Raw genomic sequence first — 15853 nt, 5'->3', positions numbered from 1 at the left:
GGGGGTGTGGGCGGCGGCTCCGCGTCAAACCACACCCCGTAGCTTTACCGGTTCTTAGCCATCCCCCTTTACCTTGCCCCTCGCGGCGCTTGGCGCCGTGCGGAATGGAGGTTGCGATGGCAGAGCGGATGAAGGGCGAGCGCGTCGTCTTCGAGCGCGGCATTCCAGCTTTCATGATGGGCATCGACGGCACCTGGCGGCGCAACTGCACCATCGAGGACGTCTCCGAGACCGGCGCCAAGCTGACGGTCGAGGGCTCCGTCGAGGGCCTGCATCTGAAGGAATTCTTCCTGCTGCTGTCGTCGACCGGCCTCGCCTATCGGCGCTGCGAGCTGGCCTGGGTCAATGGCGACCAGATCGGCGTCACCTTCCTGAAGCAGGGCAAGAAGAAGAGCAACAAGCGCGCCACCGCCGAGGCCTGATCAGATCGCCGCCTGCGTCATCTTGTGTCGGGGACGGCCAGCGCCTCCGTCGCATATTCGTCATCGGGCCGGGCTATCGCAGCCGATCGAGACGTTGCACTTTTTCACGTGCTATGATTCGCTCGCGCCACTTCTGATCGAGATTGTCCGAAAATGCCCGTCAAGCCGCACAAAGCCATGGTCCTCGCCGCCGGTCTCGGATTGCGCATGCGACCGCTGACGGAGACGATGCCCAAGCCGCTGGTGCGCGTCGCCGGCCGTCCGCTGCTCGACCACGTGCTCGACCGCCTGGCCGATGCCGGCGTCACCGAGGCCGTCGTCAATGTGCATTACCTTGCCGACCAGATCATCGAACACACGGCGACGCGCAGCTCACCGCGCGTGACCATCTCCGACGAGCGCGACCAGGTGCTCGGCACCGGCGGCGGCGTCGTCAAGGCGCTGCCGCTGCTCGGCCACGCGCCGTTCTTCCATGTCAACTCCGACACGATGTGGATCGAGGGCGTGCGCCAGAATCTGGCGCGCCTCGCCGATGCGTTCGACCCCGAGCGCATGGATATCATGCTGCTGATGGCGCCGACTGCGACCTCGATCGGCTATTCCGGCCTCGGCGACTACGCCATGCTCGCCGACGGCAGCCTGCGCAAACGCAGGGAGCACCAGGTGGTGCCGTTCGTCTACGCCGGCGCGGCGATCATCTCGCCTGCGATCTTCGACGGCGCGCCGAAGGGCGAGTTCTCGCTGACGAAGATGTTCGACAAGGCCAATGAGCAGGACCGCCTGTATGGCCTGCGCCTCGAAGGCGTCTGGATGCATGTCGGCACGCCGGCTGCGGTGATCGAGGCGGAAGAGGCGCTGCTGGAGAGCGCGGCGTAATATTTGGCCGACGCCGTCTCCTCAAGTTCGGTGTCGTCCCGGCCAAGCGCTGGCGTCGCGCAGCGAGGCCAGCGCGCAGAGCCAGGACCCATAGCCACCGGCGGGCGTGTTGCGACGGCTCGTCGTGACCATCCCGCAACAAACCCAAGCCTGTGGTTATGGATCCCGGGTCGGCGCCTCTGACCGCGCTGCGCGCCGTCGAAGGCTTGCCCGGGACGACACCGAATGTAAGGATGCCGCCTGATCAACTCACTGACGCCGGTGGGGGACACGCTGACCGGAAGGTACGCCTCGCGCCAGGAAGAACTGCCGCGCCTGACCGGGCAATCACGGCGACCGTGCACCGTTGCGCGCCGCCCGCACCTATCAACACCCATCCACACCCCCGATATGACCTTGCGCGCCGCGCTCCCTATATAGACGCCCACAGACAACCCGCGAATCGCAGGCCATGCGCGTCTTCACCGTTCCCATCTCGGCGCCGTTCCTGCGCAGCGTGATCGCGGCGCTGGTGGACGGCCGGCTGGTCGACGGCTTCGAGGCGCGCAGCGACCCGGCGCGGCTCGCCACGGCGACGCTGTATCTGCCGACCCGCCGTTCGCTCCGCGTTGCGCGCGAGATGTTCCTGGACGAGCTGAAGACCGATGCCGCAGTGCTGCCGCGGCTTGTCGCGCTGGGCGATATCGACGAGGACGAGCTCGCCTTCGCGGAGGATCGCGACGCGTTCCTCGGGCCAGCACCGCTGGAGATCCCGGAACGGCTCGACGATCTGCAGCGCCGGCTCACACTGGCGCGGCTGGTCGCGGCCTGGGCCAAGACACCGGTTTCAGCGCCTTTGGTGATCGGCGGTCCCGCCTCGACGCTCGCGTTGGCCGGAGACCTCGCGCGTCTGATCGACGACATGGTGACGCGCGGCGTGTCGTGGGACGCGCTCGACGCGCTGGTGCCCGATCAGCTCGACAAATACTGGCAATATTCGCTGGAGTTCCTGCGCATCGCGCGCACGGCGTGGCCGGCTTATCTTCAGGAGATCGAGCGGATCGAGCCGGCCGCGCGGCGCGATCTCCTGATCGCCGCCGAGGCCGCGCGGCTCTCGGCGCATCCGGACGGCCCGGTGATTGCTGCCGGCTCCACCGGCTCGATGCCGGCGACTGCAAAATTCCTGCTCGCGGTGGCCAAGCTGCCGCATGGCGCCGTGGTGCTGCCCGGGCTCGACACCGATCTCGACGACGCCGCGTGGAATTCGATCGGTGGCGCCCGGGATCGCGCGGGCCGCGTGTTGACGCCGCCCGCGGTCAACCATCCGCAATATGCGATGCACCTGCTGCTCAAGCGCTTCGGCCTGGAGCGGCGCGATGTCATTCGACTCGTGCCTCCCGGTCGCGGCGGCCGCGAGGTGCTGATTTCGGAAGCGATGCGGCCGTCGGAGGCGACCGCGGTGTGGCACGAGCGGCTGCGCCAGTTCGACATCGCCGCCAACATCGCCGAAGCGATGGACAATCTGTCCGTGGTCCCTGCACCCAATCCGGAAATGGAGGCGCTGGCGATCGCCACCGCCATGCGCGAGGCGCGCCATCTCGGCAGATCCGCCGCGCTGGTGACGCCGGACCGCGCGCTGGCGCGCCGCGTGATGGCGGCGCTGACGCGCTGGCACCTGACCTTCGACGATTCCGGCGGTGACGCGCTGCTGGAAACGCCGGCCGGCATCTTCGCGCGCCTTGCCGCCGAAGCCGCCGCGCGCGGCCTCGAGCCGCCGACGCTGCTGGCGCTGCTCAAGCATCCGCTGTGCCGGCTCGGCCGCGCCGCGACTGGCTGGAAGACTGCGATCGAGACCTTGGAGCTCGCTCTGCTCCGCGGGACACGACCTCAAGCGGGGTCCAGCGGTCTGGCGCGCGACTTCGCGCGTTTCCGTGACGAGCACACCAAGCTGCACCAGGGCGAAGCATCGTCGCTGCACCGTGCCGAGCCGCGCGCGCGGCTCCGGCCAGAGCAGCTCGACCAGGCCGGCGCGCTGATCGCGCAATTGCAGGCAGCGCTCGCACCGCTGGAAAATCTCGCTTCTCCGCGCCCGCAGGACTTCGCCGAGCTCGCCGCTCGGCATCGCGAGGTGCTGATCGCCCTGTCGACCGATGATGTCGCTCTCACCACCGCCTTCACCGACCGCGACGGCGCGGCGCTGGCGCGCTGCTTCGACGATCTCCTCGCCTCCGGCGAGCGCTGCGGCCTGATGGCGCCGCTGTCGGATTATCCGGACCTGTTCCACACCGCCTTCTCCGATCGCGCGGTACGCCGCCCCGAGCGCCACGGCGCGCAGCTGCAGATCTATGGTCCGCTCGAAGCGCGGCTGATGCAGGCCGACCGCATGATCATCGGCGGCCTCGTCGAGGGCATCTGGCCGCCGGCGCCGCGCATCGATCCCTGGCTGAGCCGGCCGATGCGGCATCAGCTCGGCCTCGATCTGCCCGAGCGCCGCATCGGACTATCAGCGCATGACTTCGCGCAGTTGCTCGGCGCGCCCGAAGTGATCCTGACGCATGCGGCGAAATCCGGCGGCGCGCCGGCCGTGGCCTCGCGCTTCCTGCATCGCCTCGAAGCCGTCGCCGGTGCCGAGCGCTGGAAGGCGGCGGAGGCACGGGGCGAGACCTATGTGCGCTATGCCGAGGTGCTCGATCAGCCCCGCGAGGTGAAGCCGGTCGAGCAGCCGGCGCCGAAGCCGCCGCTGGAGGCGCGTCCGCTGCGGATGTCGGTGACTGCCATCGAAGACTGGCTGCGCGATCCCTACACCATCTTCGCGCGTTACATCCTGCGCCTCGATCCGCTCGATCCCGTCGACATGCCGCTGTCGGCCGCCGATCGCGGCTCGGCGATCCACGAAGCGATCGGCGAATTCACGCAGACCTATGCAGAGGTGCTGCCGCTGCATCCGGCGCATGCGCTGCGCGTGATCGGCGAGAAGCATTTCGCGCCATTGATGGAGCGGCCCGAGGCGCGGGCGCTGTGGTGGCCGCGCTTCCAGCGCATCGCCGGCTGGTTCGCAGCATGGGAGACCGCGCGCCGCGAGCAGATCGGCGCGATCACCGCGGAGATCCGCGGCGAGATCGGCATTCCGCTCGGCAAGGACCGCACCTTCATGCTGTCCGCGCGCGCCGACCGCATCGAGCAGCGGGCCGAAGGCACCTACGCCATCCTCGACTACAAGACGGGACAGCCGCCGACCGCCAAGCAGGTGCGCATGGGCCTGTCGCCGCAACTCACGTTAGAGGCCGCGATCCTGCGCGAGGGCGGCTTCGAGGGCATTCCGGCCGGCAGCCTGATCAGCCAGCTCGTCTATGTCAGGCTGTCCGGCAACAATCCGCCGGGCGAGGAGCGCATTCTCGAATTGAAAATCAACAAGAGCGACACGCCGCAGCATCCGGACCAGGCGGCGCAGGAGGCGCGCGCCAAGCTGGAAGAGCTGATCCGCAGCTTCGAGGACGTCAATCAGGGCTACACCTCATTGAACCTGTCGATGTGGGCCAACCGCTACGGCAGCTATGACGACCTCGCGCGCATCAAGGAATGGTCGGCGGCCGGCGGCCTGGGAGTGGAGGAATGGTGAAGGCGCCCCGCCCCATTCCGCAGGCCGTGCGTGACGCGCAGACGCGCGCGTCGAATCCGGCGGCGTCCGCCTTCGTGTCGGCCAATGCCGGCTCGGGCAAGACGCATGTGCTGGTGCAGCGTGTGATCCGGCTGCTGCTCGACGGCGTGCCGCCGGAGAAGATCCTCTGCATCACCTTCACCAAAGCGGCCGCCGCCAACATGGCCGAGCGCGTATTCTCCACGCTCGGCCATTGGGTGACGCTGGACGACGACGCGCTCGACAGCGCCATCAAGTCCACCGGCATTCTGACGTCCGACAAGAAGCTGCGGGCGGCGGCGCGCAAGCTGTTCGCCAGCGCGCTGGAGACGCCGGGCGGGCTGAAGGTGCAGACCATTCACGCGCTGTGCACGCGGCTGCTGCAGCAGTTTCCGTTCGAGGCCAACGTGCCGGCGCGGTTCTCGGTGCTCGACGAGCGCGACCAGACCGAGATGATGGAGCGCGCCAATCTCAAGGTGCTGCTGGATGCGGCACGGGCGCCGGACAGCGCGGTCGGCCGCGCGCTGCAGGTGGCGATGGCCAATGCAGCGGATTCGACCTTCAAGGAGGTCGTGCGCGACGCCTGTCTCAGCCGCGATCATTTCATGGCCTGGACCGATGGCGCCGGACGGGTCGAGGTCGCGGCGCAGCAGCTCGGCGAGGTGCTCGGCATTGGCGCTGATGAGACGCTGGAGGCGATCGAGCGCGACATTCTCGATGGTCCCAATCTGCCGCGCGCCGACTGGAAGGATATCGCCGCGCGGCTCGACGGCGGGGCCAAGACCGACCAGAAGCAGGCCGATCAGTTGCGCGCGGCGCTGGCGTTCTCGGGCAGCGATCAGGTCGACGAGTATCTTCGCGTGTTCCTCACCGACGACAAGGAACCGCGCAAATCAGTGCTGACCAAGAAGTTCGCCGAGAGCAATCCCGGCCTTGCCGGTCTGTTCGACGCGGAGGCGCGTAGGCTCGACCGCCTGATCGAGAAGCGCCGCGCCGCCGTGGTCCGCGACCGCACCGAGGCGCTGCTGCAGATCGCGACCGCGGCGGCGGCGAACTATCGCCGCGAGAAGGAAGAGCGCGGACTCCTGGACTATGACGACCTGATCGACAAGACGCTCGTCATGCTCAACCGCGTCTCCGCCGGCTGGGTGCACTACAAGCTCGACCGCGGCGTCGATCACGTGCTGATCGACGAGGCGCAGGACACCAGCCCGAGGCAGTGGGACATCGTCGCCCACATCATCGAGGAGTTCACCTCAGGCGCCGGCGCACGCGATGGGCTGACGCGGACGATCTTTGCGGTCGGCGACGAGAAGCAGTCGATCTTCTCGTTCCAGGGCGCCGACCCGCACGAATTCGACGCGCGCCGGCGTCAGTTGCAGAAGCGCTTCACCGACGCCGGGCTGCTGTTCGATCCGGTGTCGTTCACCTATTCGTTCCGCTCCGGCCCGACGGTGCTGCACGCGGTCGATCACGTGTTCCGCGAGCGCGAGGTCTACAGCAGCATCCATTCGCCCGATATCGGCTACCCCATCCACAACGCACTGACAGACGCGGGCCCGAGCCTGGTCGAGCTGTGGTCGTTGTGCGAGCGCGACGACCGCAAGGAGATCGAGGGCTGGCGCGCGCCGTTCGACGGCGTCTCGGTGACCAGCCCGGAGGTGAAGCTGTCCCGGCGCATCCAGGCCGAGATCAAGCGGCTGATCCGCGTCGGCACGATGACCGGCCATGACGGCGCACGGCGGCGGCTGAGCTATGGCGACATGCTGATCCTGGTGCGCCGGCGCGGCACCGCGTTCGATGCCGTCATTCAGGCGCTGAAGCACGCCGGCATTCCCGTCGCGGGCGCCGACCGGCTAAAGCTGACCGAGCACATCGCGATCATCGACCTGATGAACCTCGCCGACGCGCTGCTGCTGCCGCAGGACGATTTGGCTCTGGCCACCGCGCTGAAGAGCCCGCTGTTCGGCCTAGACGATGACGATCTCTTCAAGCTCGCCTGGCAGCGCCGCGGCAGCTTGCGCGAGGCGCTGAGTGCGCATGCCGCTGATGACCCGGGGCTGCAGGCCGTCGTCCGACGCCTGCAGCAATGCGAGCGCCGCGCGGCTGAGGACACGCCGTTCGCGTTCTATGCCTGGCTGCTCGGCGGCGATGGCGGCCGGCGCCGCATCCTGGCGCGGCTCGGCCACGAGGCCAATGACGCGCTCGACGAATTTCTCGAGCTGGCGCTGTCCTACGAGCGCAAGGCGCCGGCCTCGTTACAGGGCTTCATCGCGTGGCTGCGCGCCGCCGACACCGAGGTGAAGCGCGACATGGAGATCTCGCGCGACGAGATCAGGGTGATGACCGTGCACGGTGCCAAGGGCCTCGAAGCCTCGGTCGTGTTCCTGGTCGATACGACCTCGTCGCCGGCGGATTCGCAGCGGCTGCGGCTGATCCACGTGCCGCATGGCGAACGGGAGATCGTGGTCTGGGCCGGCCGCAAGGCCGACGATCCGCAAACCGTCGTGGCGGCGCGCGCGGCGATGCTCAAGGAGACCGAGGACGAATATCGCCGGCTGCTCTACGTCGCGATGACCCGCGCGGCGGATCGGCTGGTGATCGGCGGCTGCATGCCGGGCAACATGAATAACGTCCGCGGCGGCAGCTGGTACGACCTGATGGCGCGCGGCCTCGATGCGGCGGGCTTGCAGGTCGAGGTGATCGAGACCGAGGACGGACCGGTCAAGCGATACGCGCGGCCTGAGGACATCGCCGAGACCGCCAAGGACGAGGCGCCGCAGATGGTGGAGACAGCCGTCGAGTTGCCGGCTTGGTTGCGCACGGCGGCGATCGAGCCGCCGGATGACGTCGCCGTGCTCCGGCCGTCCGATCCCGGATCGGACGAACGGCCGGTGCGATCAGGCGAATCGCTGGCCGCGCGCAGCCTCGCGATGCAGCGCGGCACGCTGGTGCACCGCCTGCTGCAGTCGCTGCCCGACGTGCCGCCGGAGCGGCGGCGCGAGGCCGCGCTGCGCTATCTCCTGCGCAATGCGGCGGACTGGCCGGAGGACGAGCGCGACAAGCTCACCGCCCGCGTGCTCGCGGTGATCGCGGACCCGCGCTTTGCCGCGGTGTTCGCGCCCGGCAGCCGGGCCGAGGTCTCGATCGTCGGCCGTTTGGCGCTCCCCGGTCAGCCGCGCGCGCTGGTGTCCGGCCAGATCGACCGTCTCGTCGTGACGGAGGCCGAGGTGCTGATCGTCGACTTCAAGACCAACCGGCAGCCGCCCTCGGAGCTGGCCGAGGTGCCCGAGGCCTATGTCCGCCAGCTCGCTTTGTACCGCGCCGTGCTCGGCCAGTTGTACCCCGGACGAGCCGTCCGGGCCGCCCTGCTCTGGACCGAAGCCCCTGAATTCATGGAGCTTCCAGCCTCCGCGCTGGACGCCATGCTGCCATCCCAGCACGACTGAGTGAGCGCGCTTGACCCGGCAACAGCCCATTCATACTTTGACACCCACGCTGAGGCGGCGCATCCGTGCCGCTCCCTCCAACCCAACGAGGTAAATTCCATGGCCGCCGTAGCCAAGGTTTCCGACGCCGATTTCGAAAGCGAAGTGCTCAAGGCCGACGGTCCGGTCGTGGTCGATTTCTGGGCCGAATGGTGCGGTCCGTGCCGCATGATCGCCCCTGCCCTGGACGAGATCGCGAGCGCGATGGGCGACAAGGTCAAGATCGTCAAGCTGAACGTCGACGAGAGCCCGAAGACGGCATCGAAGTATGGCGTGATGTCGATCCCGACGCTGATGGTGTTCAAGGGCGGCGAGATGGCCTCCCGCCAGGTCGGCGCCGCGCCGAAGGCCAAGCTGCAGCAGTGGATCTCGTCGTCGATGTGACGATTCGAACCAGGATTTTTCTCGAACGGCCGGCGGATTCGCCGGCCGTTTGCGTTGAGGGGTATGTTTTCGCGTTTTCGGATGCCGCCATGCCCGCCCGTGCTCATCGCTCGCCCTCCCGCAAATCAGGCCTTCTGGCCATGGAGGCGCGCTCGGTGGACGCGATCCCGCGCGGCGAGGAGTGGCAGTACGAGCCGAAATGGGACGGCTTCCGTTGCCTGCTGTCGCGTGACGGCGCTCAGGTGACGATGCAGTCCAAAGCGGGCGAGGATCTCGCGCGCTACTTCCCGGAGATCGTCGCCGCCGCACGCGAGCTGAAGGCGATCAGCTTCACGCTCGATGGCGAGCTGGTGGTGCCGCAGGGCAAATCGTTTTCGTTCGACGCACTGCTGCAGCGGATCCATCCGGCCGCGAGCCGGGTGAAGAAGCTGTCGGCCGAGACGCCCGCGCTATTCCTCGCCTTCGACCTGCTGGCAACGGCGAAGGAAAAGGAGCTGGTCGCGCAAACGCTGCACGAACGGCGTCCGGCGCTGGAGGCGTTCGCCAAGACGAACTTCGTTGGACATCCGACCTTCCGGCTCTCACCCGTGACCACGCGCTACGCAACCGCGCAGGATTGGCTGGCCCAGTCCGGCGGCGGCTCGGACGGCGTGATCGCCAAGCGCATCGACCTCCCCTACCAAGCCGGTAGCCGCGACGGCATGCAGAAGATCAAGCGCTATCGCTCGGCCGATTGCGTCATCGGCGGCTTCCGCTATGCGACGAATCGAGGTGCAGGCGGACGCAAGCTGGTCGGCTCGCTGTTACTTGGGCTCTATGACGATGATGGCCTGCTGCATCACGTCGGCTTCACGTCCGCGCTCAAGAAGGACGAGAAGCCGGCACTCACTGACAAGCTCGAGCCGCTGATTGCGCCGTCGGGCTTCACCGGCAACGCGCCGGGCGGGCCAAGCCGGTGGTCGACCGAGCGCTCGGCAGAATGGTGTCCGCTGAAGCCGAAGCTGGTGATCGAAGTCTGCTACGACCACTTCTCCGGCGAGCGTTTCCGCCACGGCACCTCGATCCTGCGCTGGCGTCCGGACAAGGCGCCGAAGCAATGTACCTTCGATCAGCTCGCGCAGAAGGCCGTCGATCCCATGAAGCTGCTCGCCTGATCAGCGGATCCAGCCGGTCGCGAGCGCCGAGGCGAACTCTGCGTCGCCATTAGCGCGCGCCAGGTCGGCCATCGCGCTGTTATCATAGGGCACGTGGCGGAAGCTCACGCTCCAACCCGCCGGCGTCAGCTCCAGGATCGCGTAGCGCGCGTCGGGCGTGCCGGCCTGCACGACATGCGGATGTGGAACGTTGTAGGAATAGCCGGGGCTGCCGACGCTGCCGGGATTGACGATGAGGCGGCCGTCACGCAGGCGGACGGCGCGTGCCGTGTGGGTATGGCCGCACAGGATCAGCGACTGCGAAATGCCGGCGGCCAATCTCTCGATTTCATCGAGCGGCGCGCAGGTGATCGCACCATCCGGCGCCACGCTCTCGAGCCAATAGACGTTGTCGTCCTCGGGCGTCGCGTGACAGAGATAGACCTGGTCGCGATACACCGCCGTCGCCGGGATCGTGCGCAGCCAGTCGAGATGTTTGGCGTCGAGCTGCGGATAGGCAGGCCGCTCCCAGGCGCCCATCGTCTCGAATGGCCGATCGATCAGCCAGCGATCATGATTGCCGCGCACATGCACGGCGTCGAGCGCCATCAGCCTGTCGAGCGACCCTCGCGCATCGAGCGGGCCGCTCGCCATGTCGCCGAGGTCGACGATCTCGGTCACCCCCTGCGCACGGATATCAGCGAGCACGGCTTCGAGTGCGAGATGGTTGCCGTGCACGTCGGCGATCGCGGCAAAGCGCATGTGTTGTTTTCCTCAGGTCGGCGGCGTGCCGTTGAGGTCGAGCACGTGGCCTGCGAGATAAAGCGACCCCGTGATCAGAATACGCGGCGGCACCTCATAGGCAAGCCGCGCGATGCCGGCGAGCGCCGATGCGACGCCGTCGGCGATCTCGACGCGCATGCCGAGCGTGCGCGCGGCCGCCGCGAGATCGGCCGGGGCCATCGCCTTGCTCTCGTTCGGAATCGGCACGACGATGATGTGGCGCGTCAGTCCCGCGAAATTGGCGAGGAAGCCTGCGGCATCCTTGTTGCCCATCATGCCGACGATGACGACGAGCTGCCGCGAGACGCGCTCTTCGAGATCGCCGATCGCAGCCGCAACGACACGGCCGCCTTCGGCGTTGTGGCCGCCGTCGAGCCAGATCTCCGCGCCCTGCGGCGCGATCGCGGTCAGCGCGCCGTTCGACAGCCGCTGCATGCGCGCCGGCCATTCGGCGTTGACAATGCCGTCCTCGAACGCCTTCGTCGTCAGCGTGAAACGATCGAGCGCGCGCAGGGTCGCAATCGCGAGACCGGCATTGTCGAACTGATGCCGGCCGAACAGTTTCGGTGCAGGCAGATCGAGAAGACCGCGATCGTCCTGATAGACGAGACGATTACGCTCGACACTGACGTGCCAGCTCTCGCCGGCCGCGAACAGCGGCGCGCGCTGCAGCCTGGCCTCGCGCTCGATCACCGCCATCGCATCCGGCTCCTGCGCGGCCGAGATCACCGGGCAGCCGCGCTTGATGATGGCGGCCTTCTCGGCCGCGATCAGCGCACGGGTGTCGCCGAGGAATTCCATGTGGTCCATGCTGATCGGCGTCAGCACGGACGCAGCGACCTGCTCGACCACATTGGTCGAATCGAGCCTACCGCCGAGACCGACTTCGAGCAGCACGACATCGGCCGAATGCCTGGCGAACAGCGCGAAGGCGGCGACGGTCTTCACCTCGAAGAAGGTGATCGGCGCGCCGGCGTTCACCCGCTCACACGCGAGCAGCGCGTCGATCAGTTCATCATCCTCGACGAGGACACCGCCGCCAACCTTGCCCAGTCGATAGCTCTCGTTGATGCGCACCAGCCACGGCGAGGTGAAGACGTGAACGCGCAGTCCCGCGGCTTCGAGGATCGCGCGGAGATACGCGACCGTGGAGCCCTTGCCGTTGGTTCCGGCGACATGGATCACCGGCGGCAGCTTGCGCTCGGGATGATCCAGCTGCGCGAGCAGCCGGTGCATGCGTTCCAGCCCGAGCGAGATCTTGCTCGGATGCAACGCGGAGAGGCGCGTGATCAGCTCGTCGAGCGAAGGCTTTGCGGCGGAAACGTTCACGCGCTCGTTGCGACCGCCGGCGCTTCCGCCGCTTCGGCGGGCTTGGCCGGCGGCGGCAGCTGCGGCGCGGGTTTTGCCTGTTCGACGGCCGGCGCCTTGGTCAGCAGCCGGCACAGCCGCGCCAGGGTCGGGCGCAGGTCATGACGGTGCACGACCATGTCGACCATGCCGTGGTCGAGCAGATATTCGGCACGCTGGAAGCCTTCGGGCAGCTTCTCGCGAATGGTCTGCTCGATGACGCGGGCGCCGGCGAAGCCGATCAGCGCGCCGGGCTCGGCGATGTGGACGTCGCCCAGCATCGCATAGGACGCGGTGACGCCGCCGGTGGTCGGATTGGTCTGCACGACGATGTAGGGCAGTTTGGCTTCGCGCAGCATCTGCACGGCGACCGTGGTGCGCGGCATCTGCATCAGCGACAGGATGCCTTCCTGCATGCGGGCGCCGCCGGAGGCCGCGAACACGATGAACGGCGACTTCTTCTCGAGCGCGAGCTCCAGCCCGCGCACGATGGCTTCGCCCGCGGCCATGCCGAGCGAGCCGCCCATGAAGTCGAAATCCTGCACCGCGATGACGACGCCCATGCCTTCGAGCTTGCCGAAACCGACCTTCACGGCATCGTTCATGCCGGTGCGCGCCCGCGCATCCTTGATGCGATCGGCATAGCGGCGCTCGTCACGGAATTTCAGCGGGTCGGGCGTCACCTCGGGCAACGCGACGTCGAACCAGGTCTCGTTGTCGAACATCGACTTCAGCCGCGCGCCCGCGCCCATGCGCATGTGGTAGTTGGAGCCGGGAATGACGAACTGGTTCGCCTCGACGTCCTTGTAGAACACGAGCTGTCCGGAATCCGGGCACTTGATCCAGAGGTTCTCCGGCGTCTCGCGGCGCAGGATGTTGCGGATCTTCGGCCGGACCACGTTGGTAAGCCAGTTCATGAAAAGCTCCGTTTGGCGGTCGCCCGGATATATGGCGGGACGGCAGCGCCACGGCAAGCCATGCCGCGGCGCTCCCTACACGAGTGGTTGATGGCTATTCCGCGGCCTGCTGGGCGCCCCGGACGCCCCGGGCCAGGGCGGCTGCGAGGTCGGCGACCGCGCTGACGGTCTTGGGCGTGGCGCGGCCTTCGGCGTCCAGGCTCGCCTTCAGCGCGTCGACCAGGGCGGTGCCGACCACGGCGCCGTCGGCATTGGCGGCGATGGCGCGGGCGGTCTCCGGTGTCCGGATGCCGAAACCGACGCAGACCGGCAGCGCCGTGTGACGCTTGATTCGCGCCACGGCGGCGCCCACGGCGGAGGAATCCGCGGCAGCCGCGCCGGTGATACCGGTGATCGAGACGTAGTAGACGAAGCCGGAGGTGTTCGCGAGCACGGCCGGCAGCCGCTTGTCATCGGTGGTCGGCGTCGCCAGGCGGATGAAGTTGAGCCCGGCCTTGAGAGCCGGAATGCACAGCTCGGTGTCCTCCTCCGGCGGCAGGTCGACGATGATCAGGCCGTCGACGCCGGCGCTCTTGGCGTCATCGAGGAACTTGTCGACGCCGTAGATGTAGATCGGATTGTAGTAGCCCATCAGCACGATTGGCGTGTCAGCGTCGCTCTCGCGGAAGCTGCGCACGAGACCCAGCGTCTTCTTCAAGGTCATGCCCGCTTTCAGCGCGCGCAGACCAGCCGCCTGGATCGACGGTCCATCAGCCATCGGATCGGTGAACGGCATGCCGATCTCGATGATATCAGCGCCCGCCTGCGGCAGCGCCTTCACGATCGCGAGCGAGGTCTCCGGATCGGGGTCACCGCCCATCACGAAGGTGACGAACGCCGAGCGGCCTTCCTTCTTCAACTGCGCGAAGCGCGCATCCATCCGGCTGGTCACTGTGCCCTCGCCCTTCCACGCAGAATGTCGCCGACCTGCGGCACGTCCTTGTCGCCGCGGCCGGACATGTTCACCACCATGAGGTGGTCCTTCGGCTTCTTCGGCGCGAGCTCCATCACCTTGGCGATCGCATGCGCCGGCTCGAGCGCCGGGATGATGCCCTCGAGCCGCGACAGCAGCTGGAACGCGGCCAGCGCTTCCTCGTCCGTTGCGGAGAGATAGTTCACGCGGCCGACGTCGTGCAGCCAGGAGTGCTCCGGTCCGATGCCGGGATAGTCGAGGCCGGCCGAGATCGAATGCGCCTCGTCGATCTGGCCGTCCTCGTTCATCAGCAGATAGGTGCGATTGCCGTGCAGGACGCCGGGACGGCCGCCGGCGATCGAGGCGGCATGCAGCTGCGTCAGGCCATGGCCCGCAGCTTCGACGCCGTAGATCTCCACCGAGGGATCGTCGAGGAACGGGTGAAACAGGCCCATTGCGTTGGAGCCACCGCCGATGCAGGCGATCAGCGAGTCCGGCAGGCGGCCTTCGGCCTCCTGCATCTGCGTACGGGTCTCGGCGCCGATCACCGACTGGAAGTCGCGCACCATCATCGGATAGGGGTGCGGACCGGCGACCGTGCCGATGCAGTAGAACGTGTTGTGGACGTTGGTGACCCAGTCACGCAGCGCCTCGTTCATCGCGTCCTTCAGCGTCTTGGCGCCGGACTGCACCGGCACCACCTTGGCGCCCAGCATCTCCATGCGGATCACGTTGGGCTGCTGCCGCTCGACGTCGACGGCGCCCATGTAGACCACGCAGTCGAGCCCGAAGCGCGCGCACAGCGTTGCCGTCGCCACGCCATGCTGGCCGGCGCCGGTCTCGGCGATGATGCGCTTCTTGCCCATGCGGCGCGCGACCATGATCTGGCCGAGCACGTTGTTGACCTTGTGCGAGCCCGTGTGATTGAGCTCCTCGCGCTTGAAGTAGATCTTGGCGCCACCGAGATGCTCGGTCAGGCGCTCCGCGAAATACAGCGGCGAGGGACGGCCGACATAGTGCTTGAGATAGCCGGTCATCTCGGCATGGAACGCCGGGTCGGCCTTGGCCTCGGCATAGGCCTTTTCCAGATCGAGGATCAGCGGCATCAGGGTTTCGGCGACGAAGCGGCCGCCGAAAATGCCGAAATGACCGCGGTCATCCGGACCGCTGCGGTAGGAATTGGGAATGGCTGTCGTCATTGAACGCTCAACTCTTCAGCGGCCCGCGCCGCGCGAATGAAATTCCTGATCAAGTCGCAATCCTTCACGCCCGGCGTCCGCTCGACGCCGGACGACACGTCGACGCCGCCGGCGCGCGTGGTCCGCACGGCCTCGGCGACGTTATCGGCGCTCAGGCCACCCGAGACCATGAAGGGTCGATCGAGCGTCAGCCCTTGAAGCACATGCCAGTCGAACGTGGCCCCCAGTCCGCCCGGGCGCGTCGCATCCTTCGGCGCCCGCGCGTCGAACAGGATGCGGTCGCAGACGTCGGCATAGCCGGCCAGCGGCGCGAGGTCGGCGGCCGTCTCGACGGGAATGGCCTTCATGACCGGCAGGCCGAAGCGCTGCTTAAGGTCGCGAATCCGCGCGATGCTCTCGCGGCCGTGCAGCTGAAGGAGATCCGGGCGCAGGGTCTCGACGATGTTCTCGAACGTCGCATCATCGGCATCCACCGTGAGCGCAACCTTGAGCGCGCGTCCCCTGGCCTGCTGGCCGAGCTCGCGCGCGGCGGTCAGGCCGACGTGGCGCGGAGACGGCGGAAAGAACACGAACCCCACCATGTCGGCGCCGGCGTCGAGCGCCGCGCCGAGCGTGTCGGGCGTGGTCAGGCCGCAGATTTTGACGAGCAGGGACATCACTGAACAACGCACGTCCGGGGGGAAAGGATCACCAGCGCCCGACAGCTTCCGAAGGCCGGCCGGGCATTGCGCGCCTT

The 15853-nt window shown here is 67.7% G+C and carries 12 protein-coding genes; 6 read left to right on the top strand and 6 right to left on the bottom strand.

Annotated features, from left to right (window positions below; all coding sequences use genetic code 11):
- The first annotated feature begins 116 nt into the window (after positions 1–116).
- The 6 genes from HL666_RS13750 (at position 117) to HL666_RS13725 (ending at position 9940) form a co-directional block, all read left to right on the top strand.
- Positions 117–422: a PilZ domain-containing protein gene (locus tag HL666_RS13750; RefSeq protein ID WP_172113558.1), complete on the top strand. Its 306-nt coding sequence runs from the start codon at positions 117–119 to the stop codon at positions 420–422.
- Positions 423–575: 153 nt separating this feature from the next.
- Positions 576–1298, top strand: a complete 723-nt coding sequence (locus HL666_RS13745) for a nucleotidyltransferase family protein (protein ID WP_172113559.1) — start codon at positions 576–578, stop codon at positions 1296–1298.
- A gap of 451 nt (positions 1299–1749) precedes the next feature.
- Positions 1750–4896: a double-strand break repair protein AddB gene (gene addB / locus HL666_RS13740; RefSeq protein WP_172181929.1), complete on the top strand. Its 3147-nt coding sequence runs from the start codon at positions 1750–1752 to the stop codon at positions 4894–4896.
- Positions 4890–8363, top strand: a complete 3474-nt coding sequence (addA, locus tag HL666_RS13735; protein WP_172181927.1) for a double-strand break repair helicase AddA — start codon at positions 4890–4892, stop codon at positions 8361–8363. The genes addB and addA overlap by 7 nt, the downstream gene beginning before the upstream one ends.
- Positions 8364–8462: 99 nt before the next feature.
- Complete coding sequence (gene trxA, locus HL666_RS13730; protein WP_006611141.1) at positions 8463–8786, top strand: thioredoxin; 324 nt, start codon at positions 8463–8465, stop codon at positions 8784–8786.
- Positions 8787–8926: 140 nt separating this feature from the next.
- On the top strand, positions 8927–9940 hold the full coding sequence (locus HL666_RS13725) for an ATP-dependent DNA ligase (protein WP_172182296.1): 1014 nt from the start codon (positions 8927–8929) through the stop codon (positions 9938–9940).
- Here the strand turns inward: HL666_RS13725 and HL666_RS13720 are convergent, their stop codons facing one another.
- The 6 genes from HL666_RS13720 to HL666_RS13695 form a co-directional block, all read right to left on the bottom strand.
- Positions 9941–10681: a metallophosphoesterase family protein gene (locus HL666_RS13720; RefSeq protein WP_172113562.1), complete on the bottom strand. Its 741-nt coding sequence runs from the start codon at positions 10679–10681 to the stop codon at positions 9941–9943.
- 12 nt (positions 10682–10693) lie between these two features.
- On the bottom strand, positions 10694–12031 hold the full coding sequence (locus tag HL666_RS13715; RefSeq protein WP_172181925.1) for a bifunctional folylpolyglutamate synthase/dihydrofolate synthase: 1338 nt from the start codon (positions 12029–12031) through the stop codon (positions 10694–10696).
- Positions 12028–12966, bottom strand: coding sequence for an acetyl-CoA carboxylase, carboxyltransferase subunit beta (accD, locus tag HL666_RS13710; protein WP_172181923.1), 939 nt, complete (start codon positions 12964–12966; stop codon positions 12028–12030). Before accD ends, HL666_RS13715 begins: the two co-directional genes overlap by 4 nt.
- A gap of 94 nt (positions 12967–13060) precedes the next feature.
- Entirely contained in the window at positions 13061–13897 is an 837-nt protein-coding gene (trpA, locus tag HL666_RS13705) for a tryptophan synthase subunit alpha (RefSeq protein ID WP_172181921.1), read from the bottom strand.
- Positions 13894–15117 carry a tryptophan synthase subunit beta gene (gene trpB / locus HL666_RS13700; protein ID WP_172181919.1) on the bottom strand — a complete coding sequence of 408 codons (1224 nt, stop codon included), beginning with the start codon at positions 15115–15117 and terminating at the stop codon, positions 13894–13896. Before trpB ends, trpA begins: the two co-directional genes overlap by 4 nt.
- The gene (locus tag HL666_RS13695; RefSeq protein WP_172181917.1) at positions 15114–15773 is read right to left on the bottom strand and encodes a phosphoribosylanthranilate isomerase; all 660 of its coding nucleotides are present in this window, start codon (positions 15771–15773) and stop codon (positions 15114–15116) included. Before HL666_RS13695 ends, trpB begins: the two co-directional genes overlap by 4 nt.
- Between the last annotated feature and the right edge of the window lie 80 nt (positions 15774–15853).

The sequence above is a fragment of the Bradyrhizobium aeschynomenes genome, assembly GCF_013178945.1.
In the GTDB taxonomy this organism is placed as follows: domain Bacteria; phylum Pseudomonadota; class Alphaproteobacteria; order Rhizobiales; family Xanthobacteraceae; genus Bradyrhizobium; species Bradyrhizobium aeschynomenes.
This window is presented reverse-complemented; position numbering and strand designations above follow the sequence as displayed.

Bases quoted from the DNA above. Each gene is read 5' to 3' on its own strand.
- HL666_RS13750 (WP_172113558.1), top strand. From the start codon at position 117: ATGGCAGAGCGGATGAAGGGCGAGCGCGTCGTCTTCGAGCGCGGCATT.
- accD (WP_172181923.1), bottom strand. From the start codon at position 12,966: ATGAACTGGCTTACCAACGTGGTCCGGCCGAAGATCCGCAACATCCTG.
- addB (WP_172181929.1), top strand. From the start codon at position 1,750: ATGCGCGTCTTCACCGTTCCCATCTCGGCGCCGTTCCTGCGCAGCGTG.
- HL666_RS13695 (WP_172181917.1), bottom strand. From the start codon at position 15,773: ATGTCCCTGCTCGTCAAAATCTGCGGCCTGACCACGCCCGACACGCTC.
- HL666_RS13745 (WP_172113559.1), top strand. From the start codon at position 576: ATGCCCGTCAAGCCGCACAAAGCCATGGTCCTCGCCGCCGGTCTCGGA.
- addA (WP_172181927.1), top strand. From the start codon at position 4,890: ATGGTGAAGGCGCCCCGCCCCATTCCGCAGGCCGTGCGTGACGCGCAG.
- HL666_RS13720 (WP_172113562.1), bottom strand. From the start codon at position 10,681: ATGCGCTTTGCCGCGATCGCCGACGTGCACGGCAACCATCTCGCACTC.
- trxA (WP_006611141.1), top strand. From the start codon at position 8,463: ATGGCCGCCGTAGCCAAGGTTTCCGACGCCGATTTCGAAAGCGAAGTG.
- HL666_RS13725 (WP_172182296.1), top strand. From the start codon at position 8,927: ATGGAGGCGCGCTCGGTGGACGCGATCCCGCGCGGCGAGGAGTGGCAG.
- trpB (WP_172181919.1), bottom strand. From the start codon at position 15,117: ATGACGACAGCCATTCCCAATTCCTACCGCAGCGGTCCGGATGACCGC.